Below are 21,011 nucleotides of genomic sequence, written 5' to 3'. Positions count from 1 at the left end.
ATTGAGGAAAACCGCTGTACAGTGAAAATGGAGATATTTTCAAGATCCGCGATTTACCTAATGGAGCCACTTTCCCAAACATCTAACTTATCTTTTCAGCAATCCCATCAATTACCTGTGCCGGAGCTGCCAATCTCTATTTTCAAGATTTCTCCTCTCATTCGCTTCACGTTGCTGAGCCTCTATGTGGCTTTAACCATTCCATTACCATTTTTGCCCCAGGTAGGGGGAACCGTAATTTCACCTCTGTTTTTGTGGGCTGGAATTTGTTTGGGAGGGATAGCTTTGTATGGAGCCTTGGCTGAACAAGTCATTTTAGATAGGCAGAGCATTCAAGTCACCTATCCCGTTTGGGTTCCTGGTTGGTTGCGCCGCGGCTGGTCTTTGCCGTGGTCAGAAATTAAGGCTTTGAAACCCCGCTCTACAGGGCAAGGAGGACTGGTCTATTATTTTGTGAGCCACTCAGGCAAAGCGTATTTGTTACCCATGCGCGTCGCAGGCTTTGCACAACTCGTACACCAGGTTCAATCCTATACAGGAATCGATACCACTGATGTGCGTCCTCTTTCCCAACCGTGGATGTATTTCATCTTGTTGGGATCGACATTGCTGCTGCTGACAGTTGATGGTTGGATTATTTGGACAGCGTTTAGCCGACCTTTTGGGCTCTCCTGATAGTTCGGGGATAAGTGTTGCTAATTCCTAAAACAACATCAGTAAGTAGCCAGGTGCAGTTAAATTAAGGATAATTCCGGGGGTAGAGGGGGTGAAACTCCCTGCCTGGGGACGCAGCCCCCACTCCCCCCTTTACAGTTAATTATGGCTATCTACTTATTTCAGGGATTTTGTTCAGGCTGAAAGAACTTCCTACGCTGTTTTTAGCGACAAGTCAGGAGATCTGCCTTTTAAGGATGGGTGAAATGAGCGTCGGGATGCGAGGGGCTGAAATTCGAGTTGAGCGGGTTAGCTTTGCTCCCAGGTTAGTTTCTTCTAAGAAAGGCAGAGGAACTGCTGATTTTCCCCTAGAAACGAATTATTTGTTGAGAGATGTTTCATTTGCGATCGCGCCGGGCGATCGCGTGGCCATTGTAGGTTCATCTGGGGCAGGCAAAACGACTCTGCTGCGGCTTTTGAATCGACTAATCGAGCCAACCAGCGGAGCGATTTACCTGGATAACCAGGTACTCGACCAAATTCCTGTCATTCAGTTGCGCCAGCAAGTGGTACTGGTGCTGCAAGAGTCAAAACTACTGGGAATGACCGTGCGGCAAGCGCTGGAGTACCCATTAGTTTTGCGCCATCTGACAAAGAGTAAAATTCAACAGCGAGTGGAAGAATGGATCGAGCGGTTGCACATCCCGTCAGACTGGCTGGAACGGACGGAGCTTCAGCTTTCGCTGGGACAACGGCAATGGGTAGCAGTCGCTCGCGCCCTGGTCATTCAACCCCATGTGCTATTGCTGGATGAACCCACCTCTGCGCTGGATGTGGGCAAAGGTGAGTTTTTGATCAAGGCATTGATGGAATTCGCCCAGAACTATGGAGCGGCTGTGCTGATGGTAAACCACCAATTAGAGCTTGCAGAACAGTTTTGCGATCGCGTCCTGCATCTACATCAAGGAATTCTGATGGAAGATTTGCTTGAAGAGCAGACAGACTGGGAAAGGTTACGGCAGAACCTTTTGCAGGCAGAAACGCAACAGGCGAAGGAGTGGGAGTAAAGATTAAATAGCCTCCAGATTCTTTTCACCAGTGCGTATACGGATAATTTGCTCGACTGGGCTAATAAAGATTTTGCCATCCCCAATTTCACCTGTTCGAGCCGCGACAATGATTTTTTCAACAACCATGTCAACTTGCTCGTCTTCAACCACAATTTCAACTTTGAGCTTTTGTAAAAACTCGACCGTATATTCTGAACCCCGATAGCGTTCAGTCTGTCCCTTTTGCCGCCCAAACCCTCTGACTTCAGAAACGGTCATGCCTACAATACCAGCATTGACCAAAGCAATTTTGACCTCGTCAAGCTTAAATGGGCGAATAATGGCTTCTACTTTCTTCAAATTCTACACTCCTTCCTTACACATAGGGATCATGCTGCTATCCAGCATGACAATTTCTACCACCGTCAAAAGTGAATCTTTTGTAGATAAAGATACACTTTTTCTATGATGCGATCGCCACCCCAGTCAATAGACCCCTGTGCTTTTGCTTGGCAGGCAGCTCCTCGTCTAGCCACAGGCACAGGAATCCAGGTACAGGCGCAGGGAGAGGTCTATCGACTGGGTAAGAGTGGGCGTACAATCAAGAACCCGGTGCCAAAGGCCGTCACAACAATGACCAGGATTGCCAGCACCAACCACCAGCCTCCAATATCCGAAGAGCGGGGCGAATCGCTTTTGCGCCGTGGTTGGGAAGGTTGTTCAGTAAACAGCGATTTTTGTGAAGGGGGCAACTCAACCGTATCGTTCTTGGCGACTCGGGGGGCTACTGGCTGAGGGGGAGGAGATTCGAAGTGGATTTCCACATCCGGTGCAGGCGAGTCCGAGGTGGGTAAATGTCCCGCCTGATGGGCATCTGCCACCTGTCGCAGTTGCAAGGCTGATTGCACAACTCGCTCAATTTCAACCCGGAGTTGTTGATTCTGCTCCAGCAACTCCTGGTTCTGCAATCTTAATGACTCTAGTCGGGTCTTCGCAGACTGCAACTCAGTGGTCACTTCCCGATAGAGTGAAATAGGCACAGAGGGCGCGTAGGGGGTATTTGCCGGAGGTTTAGGAGATTCAGGCACTTTAGAATGAGGCTTGGTGTTCGTTCTGGGCGTCATAGGTCGAAGGGTAATTAATCGGGCTCAATTATGCATGAGATCAGTCGATTTGGAACATTCTCATTGCAATTAGTCAAAAAATTTACTGAGAAAGGAGTATCAAAAGCTGGCGACCCATCACAGGCGATGGCGACTGGCAACAGGAGTAAATTGTACCAATAGAGAACTACTGCCTGTTGCAGGACAGGTAGAGTGCAAAAGTAAGCGGAGGAACCTAAGATGAAAGGTGAGAACACCACGGAAATCCCTATGAGTCACCCTTCTATATCACCAATGTCCGGATTTGAACTAGATACCCAGGAAGCAGCAGAAGTGAAATACGGTGAGCGGTTGATTGCTGAAGGTCAGTTAATTACCTTTCCAAATCCCAGGGTGGGACGGCGCTACAACATCCATATCACTCTGCCAGAATTTACCTGCAAATGTCCGTTTTCTGGCTATCCGGATTTCGCAACGATCTATATTACCTACGTACCCGATCAAAAAAGTGGTGGAATTGAAGGCGATGAAGCTTTACATCAATAGCTATCGCGATCGCTACATCTCCCATGAAGAATCGATCAATCAAATTCTGGATGACTTTGTGGCCGCCTGCGCTCCTCTAGAAGTCAAAATCAAAGGAGATTTCAACCCACGCGGCAATGTGCATACGGTAATTGAAGTCGAGCATCACAAAGATAAATAATGCCAGGAGCCGGACTTGAACCGGCGACACGAGGATTTTCAGTCCTCTGCTCTACCAACTGAGCTATCCCGGCGGGGAAACCACATTTCAGCGTTTAATTAACTTAGCAAATCCCTGTAACCAATTGCAAGTGAAATCTGGAGTATCAAGGCAACCAAGTTGGAGAGACCATTATTTGGTCATCAGCAATTTGGATTATCCCTATTATCATGCACCCATTACCCGCTCTCAACTGCTACAACCAGTTATGGAACTCACCTCACCAATAAACCATGGACTGGCTGGAAATTTCGGGTAACTGGGTCCTGTTGCCGCAAAGGCCCACGGCGATCATCCATTTTTTGGGAGGGGCGTTTGTGGCAGCCGCTCCCCCAAGTGACCTACCGGCGCTTATTAGAACGACTGGCTTTACAAGGATATGCTGTTGTAGCTACCCCATTTGTCAATACTTTCGACCATGTAGCGATCGCCCAGACCGTGGCACGAAATTTTGACCGAGCCCTGGAAAATCTCTGCGCGAGTCGGCTGCGTAAACGCTATCTGCCAATCTACGGCATCGGCCATAGCATGGGCTGTAAGCTCCATCTCCTCATTGGCAGTCTGTTCTCCGTTGAGCGGGCAGGCAATATTCTGATCTCATTCAACAATTTCTCTGCCCGTGACGCTGTTCCTCTGGTTGAGCAGTTTTCCCCAATGTTCTCCGTCGAATTTACCCCTTCTCCACTGGAAACGAATCAAATTGTTATCCAAAAATACCAGGTGCGCCGCAACCTGCTAATTAAGTTTACAAACGACACCATTGATCAGACCGCTGCCCTGACAGAACTGCTTCAGAAGCGCTTTCCAGGGATGGTGGTTGCCCAAAATCTGCCTGGCAATCATTTAACACCACTGGGAACCGATGCAAACCTGCAAGCAGGAACTGTTTTCACCCCATTTGATGCAATCGCCCAATGGATGCGGCAAGAAGTTTATCGGGAACTTCATCAATTGGAGCGGGCAATTTTGCAGTGGCTCAATCCCTTTGCCAAATTCTAAAATCCTAAGTAGGTAGTCATCATTAATTTGTAAAGGGAGTTTGTAAAGGAGGGAGTAGGGGCTGCGCCCCCAAAGTAGGGTTTTCACCCCCTCCACCCCCGAAATTATCCTTAATTGATTGTGCCTAGTTACTTATTACTTAACTGCTGCGATCGGCTTGAAAATAGCTAACAGTCAGCATCAAAGAATATATATAGCGATCCTTCTTGAAATTTGAACGAGGTGCAGAGGTTCCTCCCCTGCGTGGGGGCAAAGCCCCCCCTTTGTTCACAAACTATTTGTGAACGCTATAGCAGTCCTAGATGATTCGTGAAATGAAAGGGCTTTGTGAAAAGGGATCTTGCTGAATCCCTTTCCACAATCCAGATAGGATTGCAATAGTCTATTTTCATTCATAGTGCTGTACGCAGTTCCCTATCACCAGTAAAGATCTCGTAACGTTGTCAACCGTTTTCTGTACAGGCACAATAAACAGTAACAAATATGGCCGTATTGGACCCCCCCGCCCATGCTACATCCTGGAGGAGATTACAGTGAAATTAACCTGGCAGGACACAACCTACAAAACTTGGATTTAAGAGAAGTCAATCTCAGCAGAGCCAATCTCACAGGAGCTAATCTGGCAGGAATCAACCTCACAGGAGCTAATTTAAGAAATGCTATTCTCATCAATGCAGATCTGAGCGGTGCCAATCTAAGTAGCGCAATCTTAAACAGAGCTGACCTCAGCGATGCTTCTTTAAAGGGAGCTAATTTGCAATTTGCCCAGTTGAGGGGAGCCTATCTGAAGGGAGTGAACCTAGAGGAAGCCAATCTAGAGCAGGCAAAATTGCAAGGTGCCAATTTACGTAACGCAAATTTAATTAAAGCAACTCTGAACTATGCCAAACTCACGCGTACTCAGTTAAGAGGCGCCAAAATGCTCCAGGCTCAACTATGTTACGCCCGATTAACCGTTGCTAACATCACCTGTGCTGATTTAAGGGGTGCAAATTTGAGCTATGCAGACATCGAAGCTGCGGATTTGCAGGGCGTGAATTTGGATGGTGCAAACCTGGAGCATGCAGATCTACGTCGTTGTAATCTAATTGCTGCCAGTCTGATCGAGGCGAAACTACAAAATGCTTGTCTAAGCAAAGCTGACTTGACTGCTTCCCTATTGAATCGGGCAAACTTAAGTGGAGCGAAATTGATCGGTTCTAGTCTGATCGCCTCTGACTTAGTAGAAGCTAATTTGCCTAATGCTTATCTGCTCCGTGCCAATCTCAGTTATGCCAATCTGCAAAGAGCAAACCTGTGTTTGGCTGATTTAAGGCGTGCCTATCTGAGTGGTGCTGATTTGAGTAGCGCACAATTACGAGCAGATTTATGCAGAGCAAATTTGCTGATGGCTTGTTTATTTAGTGCAAATCTACATGAGGCCCTTTTAAGCCGTGCTTACTTAAATAGTGTTAATTTTGAAAGGGCTAACTTATGCGGTGTTAATCTCAAATCTGCTGATATAACTGGAGCCAATTTAAGTAGTACTTTGGTAGAGGCAGCTGAATTTGGCAACAATCCAGGTCTTTATAAGGAAATGGCTGAAAGTTTGCAACAACGGGGAGCCAATGTCATGAACTGCTCGTCAAATATTGCAGTACTGGAACTTCCCCCTGAGATGGCAGATGAAATCTCCCTCGAAGTTTTCAGAAAACTCATGGGTTATTTCTGCTCTCAAAACTTTTTTCGAGGAGATGATCATCAGGAAATCAGGCGAAGAAATGATGACTTTCGCTCCAACATTCAGGATCGCCTTGCTGATTTACAAGGAGTTTTCGAGATGCTTCAAAGAAATGTGACTTTAATCCAAAGTAGATTGGATGAGTTAACCAACGTTGATAATGATAATAATGATTTTCCTGAGATAGTTGAGAGCCTCCCAATAGTTCGTCAAGCTTTAGCAGAAGTGGTGCCAGAAATTTCAGAAATAGAAAACTGGATCAATGAGTATGTAAATACAATGCAAGATAGATTCTCAAATACCAACTTAGAGTCTTTCTCTTCAGAAGAAATGAACGAGCAACTGAATCATTTTAGCCATTTAATTTCAAGGCTTATCAGAGATATCCGATTTACACAATTGCTAATTAACTATTTATATGGTGGTAACAACAGTATATTTGAAGCTGCCTAGACTGAATAGACTGAATTTTGAAAGGTTCAAGAGCCCCAATAGTTTTATGTAGTAGAAGAACTACTTTTCCCAAACACGTAACCAGCAACGGCAGTCGCGATCGCCGTCAGTGTTGATCTGGCCCACGTTTTTGATTCCTCAGAAGCACTTTTGTCGAAAAGGATAACTGAACTGGTTGAACCCAATGCGATAATTAACAAAATTCCAATCACATAAACTGATGCTTCCTTAACCAGGAATCTATAACGTTCCAGAGCTCGTTTATGAGAATCGTCCAGTCTTTCTTTTTCCAACCTTGCCACGCGCTCAGTATTTTCCTTTTCCAAACGAGCATTCAGTTCAATCTCTTCGCGCCTGAGTCTGGCTTCCATCTCTGCACGGCTTTCAATTTTTCCGCTGAAACCGATCGCAGAAGGCTCCAGTCCAATTCTTCTTAAGAGATCATCAGGAGATTGGATAATTTCAGGCGAAGCTGATATTCCTTCAGAAATTGATATTCCTTCAGCAGGAGAAGTTTCAGCAGGATTTTGAGAGAACGAATCCATAAAAACTCCTCCTTGCGAAGAAAATATCCGCAGATGCCAGGTGTTAAAAAGTGTGAATCACCTAGATCGCTACGATTTTGGTGACAACTTTGCCATCTTCTTCAATCGCTAAGCTACGACCTTTACGGCTCTCTTCATGGGCAAGTCCATAGAGTGCTAACCCGGTTCGTAATACATCTGCCATATTTTTACCAGACTCGTCTGCCAGCTTCTGAAGCAACTCATAGGCTTCTGGGGTGAGGTCGAGGTTGAGGCGTTTCTTCTGCCGAGAACTTTTCTCTTGAGTAGGAGAGGTTTCTTCTGGAACAACGGAATCCGCTGCTTGAGGTGCTTGAGGGTTTGACATAGACACTCCTTATCTCTCTACGCGTATGGGATGTCCTTTTCGAACATTTAGTCTGAGCGAACATTAGCTTGAACATTAGATCAACCAGCTTTAACAAGTCGGCAAAGCAAACTACAACCTGCCAACTTGAAATTACGCATATTCCTTACACATTTAATCATATATTCTCTGTATCTCATTTAATTAAACTAAAGGCAGACTAAACGCAGACTCAAGAGAAAGCTGGCGTTTATGAAGATCTCGTAAACGCCAGATAAGTAGGGATTATTCAAAGTCCGTTTCCTCCAGAGCGCCATCGGTTTCAGATGGAGGGTCGCTTTGGGAGTTATCGGTTGAAGCAGAAACAGTCTGTGGGATAGAGAGACGAACTTTCCTCGGCCTCTTTAGCGATAATCGCTTACGTGTTACACGGTATTGAGAGGCCGAAATTCTGAAATAGGAAGGATGCCTTGGGCGATCGCACCGATAATGATGGCGTACTCTTATCCAGGGAGCTGTGCGGTTCATACATTACCTCCATTTATGTTGATCAATCCCTTTAATACAGCGGTGCCATTATTCGATAACTGGCTCAACAATGAGCGTCAAGTTTTCACGGTCGATGACATATACACTCACGCCACTGGGAAGAACAATGTTTTGTTCACACCTGGCAAACCACCAGGTCCCCTGAAACTTGATTCGACCAAGATGGTTCGGGCGAATAGTTTCGCTAACTGTTGCGGTGACAATGTGATTGGTTGACCCAAGAGGAAGTAGGGTTTGAAGGCGGTCAGTGACTTGAGGAGAAAATTTAGGGTCTGACATAACCTGACTCCTGAGGAAGTATCGGGATAAAAATCAAATGTAGATGCGGTTGATATGGATAATATATACATAAAAAATATGTGTGTCAACCTCAAAAAAAGTGTATCAACTCCGTAGACATATCATCACCACTCAACTGCATGGCTCTCCTGCATTGTCTTTTTGCCATCATTGGTTTGATAGGAGCGCGATCGCCCTGCTTCACCCAGTTAGGTGACCTATGAGGGGAATGTCATCGCTACTCAATGGAGCTATTCTGAAATAAGTTAAAAATAATCATTCAAGGCTAAATATTTTCGAGGAGGCTTTATGGAATATCTGAGACCTGTCTTACTCTTCCTCGCGCTATTCATATTGACGTCTCTGCTGTGCTGGCTGTCTTACGATTTGTTTTTGCTGAGCCCGCTATTCAGCATCGGTTTTTTCTTGCTTGGGGTACTGGGTGTGGTGATGGCTGTTGATATCATTAAGTCCGTACTTTCCCCGTAGGCCTTAACCCCAAAGAAAGTTAGCAAAATTCGCCAATTTAACTCTTACGCTAGTGTGGCACTCTGCCAATCTAATGCTAAGATTCCCTGAGTCTAGGGATAAAACTCTGCGAATGGTTATGGAGACGGAAGTTGGCATTGAACAGAACGGTTTGATGGATATTGAAGCAGTTCAAAAGGCACTCAATCGTTCCAGGGCTTCAATCTATCGCTACGCCAATACAGACCCTACATGCTTGAATCCACCTTATAATCCCCAGCGACTCAATCCAGAACTGCGTCTCAGCAAAGATGATCCGTTACTGTTCCATCCCAATGAAGTGGCCCGGTTCGCAAAAGATGTTCTGAAGATCAAGCAGGTAACAATTGAGGTTCGCGACGCAACTCCAACCCCAACCCAGGAGCTTCTGCAAGCGATTTTAATTGAGCTACAAAATATTCACCATCTGCTCAAAACCCGTAACTGAGAGCCTTTCAGGCAGGCTTCAAGGGGGTTGGGTCTTCTTTTCAATTGTTTGTCATCAACTTTCTCGCCAGAGGGAGACGTTAAAATGGTAGACAACACCGTTTATGGGATCTACTCTCGCTGAGTTGAAACTATGATGAATAGCAAGATAAATGGCATTAACGTCAGTGTAGATCAGTCGCTAAACCTCTGAAATCTCGCGCCTTGTTATGCCAATTTTGGCTTTGTGTCAGTGACATTCAACTTGACATTTAACCATAGATTGTTGTTTAACAACCATTTATCTCGTTATGGAATCAGGTAGCCAGTCTGCTAATTCGCCCGATCGAACGTCTAGCCGATTTGCAGAAATTATTGGGACGTTGATTGCCCTATTGACCCTCACCTTACCGTTAACGGTGGTATCTCACTATTCCACCAATACAGAATTTCCCCAACCAACTGTCAACCGACGATAAACGACGCGCCGAATACTTCTTAAAGCTCTTGAGCATTGGCTCTCCTGGGAGTTTGGTGATAAGCTTCGCTGATCACCAAAATAAAATCAATATCCCAGCAGTTTTGGCTGGGGTAAAAGAGTAGCGTAAGCTATTCTGAGCTATTCTTTTACTGGCAAGCTGGGAGAACCGGGCATTTACTGGTAAGTCTCTAGGGTTTGTGGTATTTGTTAAATCGCTTGATTGAGCGATCGCCCTTGCATTCTGCGGTTGAAATCCTGGAGAATGATCGCAACTCCAATCCTCCTTTTGAATCGCTATGATCCAGGAGGAAGGTTTTTTTAGTTTTAATTTCTGGGTTAACCATGACATCATACGCATCCTCGTCTGCAAAAGCTGAAATGAGTGAATTGCGGCGGTTGAGAACCTTGCTCCCTCCAGAGCTACAAAGCTGGGTTTCGGTAGAAGGGACAACGGCAGTCAATCCACCCCTAATCCAGTGTGAAGAGATTGGGCGGGACGAGGTAGAAATTCAAATTGACATGGTGAAGTGGGAGCAGTTAGCGCTCGACCAGCGCAATTTGCTGTTCTGGCACGAAGTTGCCCGCATTCAAAATGACACGATCCCTAAAGATGGCTGGGAGATGGCGGCATTAGCGATCGGCCTGGGCGGTGCGGTAGGTGAACTCTGGGTGCAGGATGGGCTATTGCTGCTGCTGGCACTGGCCCTCTGTGGAGTCTCGGGATGGCGCCTGTGGCAGAAGAATAGTGGCGAAAAGGTGATGAATGACCTGATTGAGGCAGACGAGCGGGCGATCGCCCTCGCTCAACGCTTCGGTTACACTCTCCCAAATGCCTACAAGAGTCTGGGTAGCGCGCTTAAAACTTTAATTGAACAATCTCTTAAAAAACGCCTGCGGGCAAGGTATGAAGCTCGGCTAGATGCGCTGAAGAAGAGTGCCGCCAAGGCAAAGGCGAAACTTAAAAATCAGGCAGGTGAGGTTTATTAAATAAAGTCTATTGAATAAAGGGGGGCAGCAACCCCAGGCAGGGGGTTTCACCCCCGAAATTACTCTTAATTTAATTGCGCCTAGCTACTTAGAAATCCAATTTCTATTACCAATTTCTATTACAAAGTTTTCCACAGGAATTTGAAGTTTTTTGGGAGTTTTCCACAGAGTTTAGGGGGTTTTCCACAAAAGGTTGTTGAAAGGAGTCAAAAACCATAGGCCAGAACTTTGATTTCCGGCCTATGGACTTTTTTATTCCCACTCAATGGTTCTTTATTCCCACTCAATGGTTCCAGGGGGTTTGGAGGTGATATCGTAAACCACCCGATTGACACCTCGAACCTCATTCACAATCCGATTGGCAATTAGTTCCAGCAAGTCATAGGGAACCCTGGCCCAGTCAGCCGTCATACCGTCTTCGCTGGTCACAAAGCGAAGCACGATGGGATAGGCATAGGTCCGCTGATCACCCATTACGCCCACACTGCGAATCGGCAGTAAAACAGCAAATGCCTGCCAGAGTTCACTGTACATGCCGCAACGGTTGATCTCCTGACGAACGATGAAGTCGGCATCTCTCAAGATTTCTAACCGTTCTTCAGTTACTTCGCCCAGGATGCGAATTGCTAGACCGGGTCCGGGGAAGGGATGACGCTGGACAATTTCTTCTGGTAAACCAATGGAACGCCCAACTTTGCGCACCTCATCCTTAAATAGTTTGCGCAGAGGCTCTACCAGCTTGAATCGCAGGTCCTTTGGCAGGCCACCAACGTTATGATGGCTTTTAATCTTAACGGCAACTCGTTCACCCGTCTGGGGATCAACGTTAGTATCGGCGGACTCGATCACATCTGGATAGAGGGTTCCCTGGGCCAGGTAGTCAAAGGGGCCAAGCCGTTTGGATTCTTCTTCGAAAACGCGAATAAATTCATGCCCGATGCGCTTACGCTTTTCCTCCGGATCGGTAATGCCTGCGATCGCCGCCAGAAAACGCTCACGGGCGTTCACATATTCCACCGGGATGTGAAACTGCTCCCGAAACAGTTTGACCAGGCGCTCTGGTTCATACTTTCGCATGAAACCCTGGTCGATGAACATGCAGGTGAGCTTTTCTCCAATTGCTTTGTAAAGCAAAAACGCCAGGGTAGACGAATCAACCCCACCCGACAATGCCAGCAGCACCCGCCGGTCACCAACCTTCGCTCGAATTTCGCGAATAGATTCTTCCACAAAGGCAGCGGTGGTCCAGGTGGGCTGACAGTTGCAAATGTGGTAAACAAAGTTGCGAATTAAGGCGATTCCCCCAACAGAATGCACTACTTCGGGGTGAAATTGAACTCCGTAGAGTTTCTTCTCCTGGTTGGCGATCGCTGCACAGGAAGTGTTGTCGGTATGGGCAAGTAACTCAAAGCCTTCAGGCAAACGCGTTACAGAGTCGCCATGGCTCATCCACATCGTGGTGCCATCTTCAACATTCGTCAGTAGATCTGTAGGATCATCAATGAACAGAGAGGCTTTGCCGTACTCGCCGCGATCAGAGCGTTCGACTCCGCCACCGAGTTGCTGCACCATTAACTGCATTCCGTAACACACACCCAGAACTGGGATGCCCAGGTTCCAGAGTTCCGGGTCACAATGGGGGGCACCTGGGTCATAAACAGAACTTGGCCCCCCTGAAAGGATAATACCTGCAGGGTTCAGTTGTCGCAGTTGTTCAGCAGTGGTGCGGTAGGAAAGGACTTCAGAGTAGACCTGGGTTTCCCGAATCCGGCGGGCAATTAGTTCAGAATATTGGGAGCCAAAGTCTAGGATGGCGATCATTTGGCGATTGATCTGGGTCTGTTCCAGCGATGCAACCTGGGGCTGCGATTCTGTCTGTAATGTCACCGAGATATCCTGCTTTATACTGCGAGGGTGAACTTAAAGACTGAAAATACTGGTTTGGAAAAGAATTTCAAAAAGCAGTCGCTAAATTTTTGCATTATATCTAGCCTAACAGTACTTGTTCAAATAGGGTGTCTCCTATTCTGCTCTTTGTAATAATCTGGCGATCGCGGTCAAATAAAACGGTTCCAATGCGGACTAAACGATTGCTGTGAGTATGAATGTACTTTTGAGTCCGCTGATCGATCGCCTGCGCGATCGATCCATACACCCGCTCTACCCAATCACTTCCCGTTTCAGCATCCTGACTTCTTAGGTAATTCAAACCATCTTCTGCGGTAGCACAAGCAGAGATCGCCAGTAAATCCTGTGTCAGTAAACCGGCCTTCACACAGTGAGCTGTCAAAATTTCGAGGCGTCCGTCTGCGACATGGTGGTGGGTGTGGAAAATACCTCCAGCCAGCTTGATCAGCTTACCGTGATAGCCAAACAGCAAAATCGATTGCACTCCCTGTACCCCAGCCTCTACCAGTAATGGGCCTAACCAGTTAGCCGTTTTAACCAGTTGAGCAGGATTCGCCCCCATCTGTTGGATTAAATCCAGTCCGTTCTCTCCGATGCAAAACACCAAGTCATCAAAGCGATCGCCTTTTTGCTTCAGTTCTTCCCGGTACGCCTCTAGCTGGCCAGGCGCACTCAGGGGCTGCGAAATGCCTGTGGTTCCCAGGAGGGAAAGCCCCTCTACGACCCCAAATGCCTGATTGGAAGTGCGCTGAGCCAGTTCCCTTCCCTCTGGCAGAATCAGGCAAACCCGAATCGTTTTTCCTGGTGCCAGCCACCGCTCCAGGTTGGTCAGTAGCAGCCTTTTGGCATAGGCATAGATGGCTGGTTGTTCAGTTTCCTTGTGCTTCCCGATCCCTTCTCCACCAGTGAGGACAATCGGTTCGGCCTGGTCTGTGTCTCCCCATTCCACCATTGCCCAGACAGGGGTATGGCGAGTTAAGTCCAGATTGTCGCCCGGATCGCTGCGGGTGATGGCTAAAGCTGCATTCGGTTTGAGTTTTGCGACCTGTTCAATGGAAATGTCAACGGTTTTTGGGGGGGCAAGCAGGTTTACCTGAACATTGCCAAAGGATTCAGCCGTTTGCAGATGGCGGAGAGCCGCGATCGCGGCAGCACAGGCAAAAACAGGTAAAGTGTAACCGGCACGGGGAGAAGAGAGATACATAGTGATCAAGTTTCACAGCTTTGGCTTTATTGTGATCAGCCTCATATGCCTCGCTGATCAAGAACACATCGGCACAGTGACACTTTACAACCTGGCAACCCACCCAAAACACAGAGCCAGAGTGACTCATTACAATCCGGTTGGCTGAGTCTTGCTCCATGCTGGAGGCAGTCAGGAAGTGGCTGCTTTTTAATCTTTGATTTTTCATCTTGTTGAAACGGTCTCACCTCTGCCCCCACCCAGCGTTCCTGGAGATAGTCATGCATACAACTGTCGACTCTACTGCAACCTGTGCTAAGACAGCAACTGATGTAGCTGCTGTCAATTCGATAACTTCCCATCAGGAGACTAGACCCAATACCGTGGTTCTTCAGCCAGGTGGTTCCCTGGATTGCACCAGTAGCCTTGAATTTCAGAGGATGTTACAGGAATCTCTGGAGCTTGCGCTAGAGGGGGTCATTGTTGATCTGCTTTGGGTTGGTTCTACCGACACCCACGGAATAGCTGCCCTGGCTGCAGGAATTCACCACGCGGCAATGTTGGGGAAAATGTTATCCTTTCACTCAATGGACGTTCGCACACGCGCAGCTCTAGAAGCAGAGTGGATTCGCCAGCGCGAAGTGAGTGTTGGCCCCTGGAATGAGATTTACGGGGAGGAACTGAAAGGTTTTCTAGATAGCCTGATTCAGAATCAATCCTAAAAGATTCAGTTCCCTAGCTTGACCGGGAGGAATAGCAAACGGCATCCCCTCCTTCTCAGCAATCTGTCTAATGAATGATTTATGTACTTGGGAACTGGGGTTTTCTTAATCAAAAGATAGCCATAATGCCTGGATGGAATCTAACGATCTGTGCAAGGCATTCGCTTACCATTGATAAGAACGCAGAAGGTTAATCTCAGTGCTTTGGCAATCGTGAAGGCTGAAACGGTTGAACCCGGAATATCGGTTGGGCAGGTAGTCATTGAACAACCTGCTTCAGAATTGTTGCCTCCTGCTCAACCTCCAGTTCCAGTCACCTCTAAAAACGCCATTAGAAGAAGCTTGCGAGCTTCAACGCTGGATGGAGTATTTTCAACCATTTTCTCTAACATCACGGGAGGAGTGCTGCTCAGCAATTTTTTGGTAGAACTTGATGCCAGTCCTACGCAAGTTGGGTTATTGGCATCTATTCCCATGCTGGCAAACCTGATTCAGCCTCTGGGAGCGTTTCTGGGCGATCGCACCACCAGCCGCCATTACTACTGCCTCTGGGTCTATGGTCCGGCCCGGTTTTTGTGGCTGATTCTGGCAGCCATTATTGCGCTTGCAGGCTGGCATACCGTAGAGCCTCAGTTGCTGGTACTGTGGACGCTTGCGATCGTCTTTGTGACCAACTTTTTGGGAGCATTGGGCAGTGCTTCCTGGCTCAGTTGGCTGGCGTCCCTGGTGCCCCGCCGCCTACGGGGAAGGTACTTTGGCATTCGCAACAGTGCTTCTAGCCTGACTAATTTGTTGAGTGTACCCGTGCTGGGATGGATCATTTCTGCTTTCCCGGGTGGTTCGATTCAGGGATACGGCATCATTCTGGTATTGGGGGTCGTTGCTGGACTTGTCAGCCTGGGGTTTCAGTATTTAATAGTGGATGTGAATCCGCAGGTGCAAGATGCCAGTGGAGAAGCGCCAGGAGAGAGCAGGAAAAGTGCAGGAGTTGACGAAATCGAAGGTGCGATCGCATCCTCTCCATCTTCCCTTCCCTCAGCGCCATCGTTTATCAAAGACACCAATTTCCTTTTCTTTTTGCTCTACTTCAGCCTGTGGATGTTTGCCGTCAATCTCAGTGCACCTTTCTTCAATCTCTACATGCTGGACAATCTTTCCATCGATGTGCGCTGGGTGACAATCTACAACAGCCTGCAAGCTGGAGCGAATATGCTGATGCTGGTGCTTTGGGGGAAGCTCGCCGACCGGGTGGGCAATCGGAACATTCTCATTACCGTTGGAATTCTGGTGGCAGTTACCCCCCTATTTTGGTTGGGAACCGGGATCAATGCCTTATCCACCTGGCTTTGGTTACCGTTGCTGCACGTATTAGCTGGGGTGACGTGGGCGGCGATCGATCTCTGTAACAACAACCTGCAATTGGGGGTTGCTCCCGTCCGCCATCAAGCGAACTACTTTGCAGTAGCCGCCGCCGTAGCAGGGGTGAGTGGGGCATTAGGCACAACTGCTGGCGGCTTTCTGGCAGAATTTGCCAACTATGGAGGAATTCCTGGATTGTTTGCTCTTTCCGCCATTGTCCGGCTGGTGGCAATTCTGCCGCTGGTGTTTGTCCACGAACAACGGGGACAATCGCTCAGGCAGATGATGGGAGTTTTGTTTCCAACCAAAACCAGCGAACAGCACGGCGATTAAACGTTACACCTCACCCCACACCTGACCTCTTCTGGCTCCTGACTCCTGACTTCTAGAAGTGGATTGAACCGAACCTGGGAAATCCGTCACAATAGTGGCATGAACCAGGTCGATTACCTCCGCATTAGTCTGATTGATCGCTGCAATTTCCGCTGTCAATACTGCATGCCAGAGGGCACAGAAATTGACTATGTTTTACGGCAAAATTTTTTGACGCAGGAAGAACTGCTGACGCTGTTGCGCGGAGTGTTTATCCCGCTTGGGTTTACCCGATTTCGGTTGACAGGGGGTGAACCTCTCATTCGCCCCGGTGTAGTTGAGATCGTCAGGGCGATCGCCTCCTTCCCCGAAACCCGCGACCTCTCCATGACCACCAATGGCTTTCTATTAAAGCTTCTGGCGCAGGATCTCTATAATGCCGGACTACGCCGTATTAACATCAGCCTTGACTCTCTGAATCCAGAAGTCTTTGAGCAGATAGTGGGTAGCCGTGGACGGACTCGCTGGCAACAGGTTTGGGATGGCATTCAGGAAGCTTACCGGGTGGGCTTTAACCCCTTAAAACTCAACGTGGTCGTAATTCCCGGAGTCAATGACCAGGAGGTACTGGATCTGGCAGCACTGAGCATCGAGCGGGAATGGCATGTCCGGTTCATTGAGTTTATGCCGATTGGCAATGATCACCTGTTCAACGACCGGGGCTGGGTTAGCTCCGAAGAACTGCGGCAGCGTATTCGGATGCGGTGGGGGTTGACGGAAGGACAGGTACAGGGCAATGGCCCAGCGGATGTGTTCCAGATCCCTGGTGCCAGAGGGACGGTGGGTTTTATCAGTCAAATGTCCGAATGTTTTTGCGATCGCTGCAACCGCATGCGCCTCTCTGCCGATGGCTGGCTGAGACCCTGCTTGCTAAACGAAACGGGACAGATTAATTTGAAGACAGGGCTGCGATCTGGCATCTCTTTAATCAATCTGAGGCAACAAGTGCGTACTCTGCTAGCCATCAAACCCGAAATCAACTTCAAACTGAGGGAATCCGGAGCGATAACCGGAACCTACAGTCGCACCATGTCTCAAATTGGAGGCTAAGCCTGCAACCAGTTTGGGGTTACGGGCTCAACAGGACTCGAACCTGTGACCGACCGCTTAGAAGGCGGTTGCTCTATCCACTGAGCTATGAGCCCACCAGAATCAACAAATTCGGACATTCATCTACTTTCTGACTAGAAAGTTCTGACTAGAAAGTAATACAATGATTTCCCCAAGGTATAAGCTTAACAGTAACGACATTCACTGTGTGTGTCCAGATCTCAAGGAAATTTAGTATCTCTACACTCATCTATCAAGATATCGAAAAAGATATAGAAGTTTTCCCAACTTGCCAGTGAAAAAGTTGCTTACACTACTCTTTCATCCTAAACAAAAACTGTGGAATATTGATTGGCTTGATGATAAGCTCCACTTATGATCAAAAACTCTCAGGAGAGAGTATCGCAAAATATCAACAGGATGTACACTGGCAGCCTGAAAATGGGAGCTGATTAAGGTAATGTTTGAGTTAACATGGCTTGAACCAATGACTCGCCTCATCTGGTAACGCGATTCTGCTTATGGTTTCTCTGGTGAGACTGTTGCTTAATCATACGCCCAAACTCTTCCGCCCTGATAGAAGTTTACTGGCAGTGTCATGTTTATTCTGAAACGGCAGGATGTTGAAATCTCTAGCATTCAGCACCCCAAGAAGGATCAACAGATTCCGATCTTGACCTATCAGGGGCAAACCTTCCGCCTGATTAGTGTATTTAACGCCAGTCAGGAGGAAGAGGCAAAAGCGTTCTGGCGTGACTTGACCGACAATCAGGGGAAGGCATGTGTTTTGCTGGATGAACCTGAACGGTATAGCGTTTGGGGAAAAATTCGATTGGAACAGCTCGCCAGTGAAGGAGAAGCAGCAACAAGCAGCAATGCAATTTCGCCCGTCTACATCAAAGCCTGTATATTGATGTTACAGGCAGTTTACATTGACGTTGAAGATTTATTAGGGGGCAGACAGGCAGGGCTTTTTCAAAAAGATATTGCAGAAGTATTCAAGCAGTGGCACTTCCCCAAGGGAGAGACGCCCGATGCAGTGAAGTATTTGCTAACGATGGATCCCCTCAATGCAGCCCAGGTTCCCTCCTGGCAGGAACATCATCTGAACACTCTGCTGCAAGAACTACACCGTTTAGGCAAAGCCTATTTTGGGAACACTACGTTCGTTGAGCGGGCCATTGATACTCTACAAGATCTATCAGGGAGCGATCGCGTACAATTTCAAGCCTGGTTAAATCAATCTCCCCTTGGCAAGCTATGGCGCTAATGGTCAGCTTGAAGAAATGTTCAGGATATGTTCCATATGCTCCAGTTTCGACTACCATTCGACTCTTGTTGAAGGGTTGATCGCAAATCTGACCCTAGCCATCCATTTCCGCTGTTCGCATCTCCCCTTTGAATTTCGGTAGGCAGTTCCTTGAACAAGTCATCTGGTTCCAAATCGGCACTTTCGGTTCAGACCATCGTTCTTGCACAGATTGGCTGGGCAGTACTGGCATTGCTATTCTTTTTGCTTTTCAGTGTGCCAGCACCGGGTCAGCCACGCCCCTACTGGTACTCAGTTGGAACTTCCATTCTTGAGACGATCGCCTTTGTCACCGCGGCCATCCTTTGCTTTAGAAACTGGCAAAGCCCTCAGATTGTCAGCGGTCGCAATGTCTGGTTGTGCATTGGACTAGGAATGCTGTGCTATTTCATTGGCAACCTGTTGTTTTCCTACTGGGAGTTGGGGCTGGGAATTGAACCGGACGTCTCCCCTGGAGACTTCTTTTTCGTCTTCGCTTACATCTTTCTTCTTATTGGGATGCTCCTGGTGGTCATATCCAGGCGGTTGAATCTGGAAATTTGGCAGTGGGGTATTGTTGGCGTAATTGCAGCATTGGGCATTATCTTGGCCTATCTGGTCTCTGCCCCGGCCACAGACGGCACAGCCCAATCTTCATTCCTTTCGCCTGCCATTGCTCAAACAGCTCCAGCAAAACCCGCCCAAAAACCAAGATCTACCGCCCAGACCGCCCCAGCAGCAGCAAAGCCTAAGTCTCCAACAGCGACATCGCCAGCACCTGCGACATCTGACAAAGCGCTTCCAGCTCCGGTGATTCCCACAGAAAAAGCCTCAACCCCTGTAACAACTGGGGAGAATTCCAAAGTGCCCGCTTGGGCGCAAACATTAGATAACATCCTGTCACCATTGAAACCGTTTCTTGACTGGTTTTATGTCATCAGCGATATCTTGCTGTTGATTATTGCCACAACGCTACTGCTGGCATTCTGGGGAGGGCGGTTTGCTCAGTCCTGGCGCATGATTGCTGCTGCCGCTTTCTCGTTTTATATCGCCGACATCTGGTTTAAGTATGCGACGAATCGGCTGTCTAATTATCAGAGCGGTGGATTGTTGGAAGTGTTCTGGATATTTAGCGGAGTGCTGTTTGGCATTGGGGCAGCATTGGAGTATGACGTTTCGAGCCGTTCTCGCAGCCGAACTGGCGGACGTAGACGGACATCTTGAGTTAGGATAAGCGACACAAACCATCGGGTACATTCAACCCAAGAAGATTCTCCTGAGAGCCTTACCTGCTTTAACGCGCAGGTGACTTTCTTCAGCATAGAATGAAACAGGTGGGGCTACTTCCAAGAACGACAGCATGACCTCTCGTAAGCTTTCTGAATCTGACAAAAAGAAAATACTCGAACTCTATCGAAAGACAGGTGAGACGAGTTCATCCCTGGCCAGTATGTATGGGGTGAGTACCAGCACTGTGAGCCGCCTCCTCAAGAGCACCCTATCCGAGGAAGAATACGAGTCTTTGATTCAGCAGAAACGGACGGGGCGTTTTAGCGAAGTCACACCAGCGGTTGCTGAACCTCCTGTGGAGCAGCTGGAAGTCCTTCCAGTTCCAGCAGCACAAGAAGCTCCGGCTTCGAGTGGGCGGCGATCGCGCAAACGCTCGTCTGCCACCGCTGAGCCTCCCCAATTAGTAGAACCCAAAATCCAGGCACCCCCTCTCCCCATTGAAGAGATCGCCCCCATCGCCAAAGAAATTGTCGATGAAGTCATTCCAGTTACCCAATCAGCAGATCCGGACTATACTGCTGAGGCTAATGTTTTGCAGGAAATGCTGGGGGAAGAACTGCTTGATCAGGAAGAGGAAGACGACCTGGACGAAGACGATGACCTGGATGATGATCTGGATGAAGATGACCTGGACGAGGACCTGGAAGGAGCTTTAGAAGAAGGTGCCCTGCTGATGGGCACCGGGGGGAGAGCGCTGGTGCAGGTTCTTCCCTTAGCAGAGGCTTCCCTGCCAAGGACATGCTACCTGGTGGTCGATCGCTCTGCTGAGTTGATTGCCCGTCCATTAAAAGATTTTGGGGATTTAGGGCAAATTCCTGAAGCCGAAACTCAGGAAAAAACGCTGCCAGTTTTTGATAATCACCGGGTTGCCAAGCGATATTCCAATCCAAGAACACAGCGAGTGATTAAATTGCCCGATGGTAGAGTTCTGCAGAAAACCTCCTCCCATCTGCAAGCAAAAGGAATTACCCGACTGCTAATCGATGGACAGGTCTATTCGCTCAATTAGTCTTCAGT

The 21,011-nt window shown here is 48.0% G+C and carries 23 protein-coding genes, 2 tRNA genes and 1 pseudogene; 17 read left to right on the top strand and 9 right to left on the bottom strand.

Annotated features, from left to right (window positions below):
- The first annotated feature begins 117 nt into the window (after window positions 1-117).
- The gene (locus tag P4D80_RS19465; RefSeq protein ID WP_421655667.1) at window positions 118-675 is read left to right on the top strand and encodes a hypothetical protein; all 558 of its coding nucleotides are present in this window, start codon (window positions 118-120) and stop codon (window positions 673-675) included.
- 236 nt (window positions 676-911) lie between these two features.
- The gene (locus P4D80_RS19460) at window positions 912-1,721 is read left to right on the top strand and encodes an ABC transporter ATP-binding protein (protein WP_421655666.1); all 810 of its coding nucleotides are present in this window, start codon (window positions 912-914) and stop codon (window positions 1,719-1,721) included.
- A 3-nt stretch (window positions 1,722-1,724) separates the two neighbouring features.
- Here P4D80_RS19460 and P4D80_RS19455 read toward each other — a convergent pair whose 3' ends face one another.
- Window positions 1,725-2,063: a P-II family nitrogen regulator gene (locus P4D80_RS19455; RefSeq protein ID WP_421655665.1), complete on the bottom strand. Its 339-nt coding sequence runs from the start codon at window positions 2,061-2,063 to the stop codon at window positions 1,725-1,727.
- Window positions 2,064-2,275: 212 nt separating this feature from the next.
- Window positions 2,276-2,827, bottom strand: a complete 552-nt coding sequence (locus P4D80_RS19450) for a hypothetical protein (RefSeq protein ID WP_421655664.1) — start codon at window positions 2,825-2,827, stop codon at window positions 2,276-2,278.
- Between the two features lie 249 nt (window positions 2,828-3,076).
- Here P4D80_RS19450 and P4D80_RS19445 point away from each other — a divergent pair, with 249 nt between their 5' ends.
- Together P4D80_RS19445 and P4D80_RS19440 are read left to right on the top strand one after the other, a co-directional pair.
- Window positions 3,077-3,352 carry a preQ(1) synthase gene (locus P4D80_RS19445; protein WP_421655663.1) on the top strand — a complete coding sequence of 92 codons (276 nt, stop codon included), beginning with the start codon at window positions 3,077-3,079 and terminating at the stop codon, window positions 3,350-3,352.
- Window positions 3,333-3,512, top strand: a complete 180-nt coding sequence (locus tag P4D80_RS19440; RefSeq protein ID WP_421655662.1) for a hypothetical protein — start codon at window positions 3,333-3,335, stop codon at window positions 3,510-3,512. Before P4D80_RS19445 ends, P4D80_RS19440 begins: the two co-directional genes overlap by 20 nt.
- Here P4D80_RS19440 and P4D80_RS19435 read toward each other — a convergent pair.
- Window positions 3,513-3,585, bottom strand: a tRNA-Phe gene (locus P4D80_RS19435).
- Window positions 3,586-3,784: 199 nt separating this feature from the next.
- Here P4D80_RS19435 and P4D80_RS19430 point away from each other — a divergent pair.
- From P4D80_RS19430 to P4D80_RS19420, 3 genes and pseudogenes are all read left to right on the top strand, one after another.
- Window positions 3,785-3,850, top strand: a pseudogene (locus tag P4D80_RS19430) (hypothetical protein); the annotation flags it as partial.
- A gap of 37 nt (window positions 3,851-3,887) precedes the next feature.
- Window positions 3,888-4,550 carry a DUF1350 family protein gene (locus P4D80_RS19425; RefSeq protein WP_421655661.1) on the top strand — a complete coding sequence of 221 codons (663 nt, stop codon included), beginning with the start codon at window positions 3,888-3,890 and terminating at the stop codon, window positions 4,548-4,550.
- A gap of 508 nt (window positions 4,551-5,058) precedes the next feature.
- Window positions 5,059-6,723 (top strand): pentapeptide repeat-containing protein, encoded by a 1,665-nt coding sequence (locus P4D80_RS19420; protein WP_421655660.1) that lies wholly within the window; start codon window positions 5,059-5,061, stop codon window positions 6,721-6,723.
- A gap of 44 nt (window positions 6,724-6,767) precedes the next feature.
- Here P4D80_RS19420 and P4D80_RS19415 read toward each other — a convergent pair whose 3' ends face one another.
- The 3 genes from P4D80_RS19415 to P4D80_RS19405 all read right to left on the bottom strand — a co-directional run bounded on the left by P4D80_RS19415 (window position 6,768) and on the right by P4D80_RS19405 (window position 8,421).
- On the bottom strand, window positions 6,768-7,268 hold the full coding sequence (locus P4D80_RS19415; RefSeq protein WP_421655659.1) for a hypothetical protein: 501 nt from the start codon (window positions 7,266-7,268) through the stop codon (window positions 6,768-6,770).
- A gap of 61 nt (window positions 7,269-7,329) precedes the next feature.
- Window positions 7,330-7,614, bottom strand: a complete 285-nt coding sequence (locus P4D80_RS19410) for a hypothetical protein (protein WP_421655658.1) — start codon at window positions 7,612-7,614, stop codon at window positions 7,330-7,332.
- 555 nt (window positions 7,615-8,169) lie between these two features.
- A complete protein-coding gene (locus tag P4D80_RS19405) occupies window positions 8,170-8,421 on the bottom strand; it encodes an NfeD family protein (protein WP_421655657.1) in 252 nt (83 codons plus the stop codon).
- A 601-nt stretch (window positions 8,422-9,022) separates the two neighbouring features.
- Here P4D80_RS19405 and P4D80_RS19400 point away from each other — a divergent pair.
- The 3 genes from P4D80_RS19400 to P4D80_RS19390 all read left to right on the top strand — a co-directional run bounded on the left by P4D80_RS19400 (window position 9,023) and on the right by P4D80_RS19390 (window position 10,822).
- The gene (locus tag P4D80_RS19400; protein ID WP_421655656.1) at window positions 9,023-9,376 is read left to right on the top strand and encodes a resolvase; all 354 of its coding nucleotides are present in this window, start codon (window positions 9,023-9,025) and stop codon (window positions 9,374-9,376) included.
- 289 nt (window positions 9,377-9,665) lie between these two features.
- Complete coding sequence (locus tag P4D80_RS19395) at window positions 9,666-9,833, top strand: hypothetical protein (protein ID WP_421655655.1); 168 nt, start codon at window positions 9,666-9,668, stop codon at window positions 9,831-9,833.
- A gap of 344 nt (window positions 9,834-10,177) precedes the next feature.
- Entirely contained in the window at window positions 10,178-10,822 is a 645-nt protein-coding gene (locus P4D80_RS19390) for a DUF3318 domain-containing protein (protein WP_421655654.1), read from the top strand.
- Between the two features lie 273 nt (window positions 10,823-11,095).
- On the opposite strand, the gene guaA is transcribed toward P4D80_RS19390, so the two are convergent.
- Window positions 11,096-12,643, bottom strand: a complete 1,548-nt coding sequence (gene guaA / locus P4D80_RS19385; protein ID WP_421659571.1) for a glutamine-hydrolyzing GMP synthase — start codon at window positions 12,641-12,643, stop codon at window positions 11,096-11,098.
- Between the two features lie 166 nt (window positions 12,644-12,809).
- Window positions 12,810-13,934 (bottom strand): cobalt-precorrin-5B (C(1))-methyltransferase CbiD, encoded by a 1,125-nt coding sequence (gene cbiD, locus P4D80_RS19380; protein ID WP_421655653.1) that lies wholly within the window; start codon window positions 13,932-13,934, stop codon window positions 12,810-12,812.
- Between the two features lies 1 nt (window position 13,935).
- On the opposite strand from cbiD, the gene P4D80_RS19375 reads away from it, so the two are divergent.
- From P4D80_RS19375 to moaA, 4 genes are all read left to right on the top strand, one after another.
- Complete coding sequence (locus P4D80_RS19375) at window positions 13,936-14,082, top strand: hypothetical protein (RefSeq protein WP_421655652.1); 147 nt, start codon at window positions 13,936-13,938, stop codon at window positions 14,080-14,082.
- 112 nt (window positions 14,083-14,194) lie between these two features.
- Window positions 14,195-14,635, top strand: a complete 441-nt coding sequence (locus tag P4D80_RS19370; RefSeq protein WP_421655651.1) for an STAS domain-containing protein — start codon at window positions 14,195-14,197, stop codon at window positions 14,633-14,635.
- A gap of 213 nt (window positions 14,636-14,848) precedes the next feature.
- On the top strand, window positions 14,849-16,327 hold the full coding sequence (locus P4D80_RS19365; RefSeq protein ID WP_421659570.1) for an MFS transporter: 1,479 nt from the start codon (window positions 14,849-14,851) through the stop codon (window positions 16,325-16,327).
- Window positions 16,328-16,390: 63 nt separating this feature from the next.
- On the top strand, window positions 16,391-17,416 hold the full coding sequence (gene moaA, locus P4D80_RS19360; protein ID WP_421655650.1) for a GTP 3',8-cyclase MoaA: 1,026 nt from the start codon (window positions 16,391-16,393) through the stop codon (window positions 17,414-17,416).
- Window positions 17,417-17,438: 22 nt separating this feature from the next.
- Here moaA and P4D80_RS19355 read toward each other — a convergent pair.
- Window positions 17,439-17,511 (bottom strand) — tRNA-Arg (locus P4D80_RS19355).
- A gap of 503 nt (window positions 17,512-18,014) precedes the next feature.
- Between P4D80_RS19355 and P4D80_RS19350 the strand changes: the two genes are divergently transcribed.
- The 3 genes from P4D80_RS19350 (at window position 18,015) to P4D80_RS19340 (ending at window position 21,003) form a co-directional block, all read left to right on the top strand.
- Window positions 18,015-18,686: an Npun_F0813 family protein gene (locus tag P4D80_RS19350; protein ID WP_421655649.1), complete on the top strand. Its 672-nt coding sequence runs from the start codon at window positions 18,015-18,017 to the stop codon at window positions 18,684-18,686.
- Between the two features lie 150 nt (window positions 18,687-18,836).
- Window positions 18,837-19,928: a hypothetical protein gene (locus P4D80_RS19345; protein WP_421655648.1), complete on the top strand. Its 1,092-nt coding sequence runs from the start codon at window positions 18,837-18,839 to the stop codon at window positions 19,926-19,928.
- Between the two features lie 136 nt (window positions 19,929-20,064).
- Window positions 20,065-21,003, top strand: a complete 939-nt coding sequence (locus P4D80_RS19340; RefSeq protein ID WP_421655647.1) for a hypothetical protein — start codon at window positions 20,065-20,067, stop codon at window positions 21,001-21,003.
- Window positions 21,004-21,011 lie beyond the last annotated feature (8 nt).

This window comes from Leptothermofonsia sp. ETS-13 (genome assembly GCF_049200465.1).
GTDB lineage: Bacteria > Cyanobacteriota > Cyanobacteriia > Leptolyngbyales > Leptolyngbyaceae > Leptothermofonsia.
This window is presented reverse-complemented; position numbering and strand designations above follow the sequence as displayed.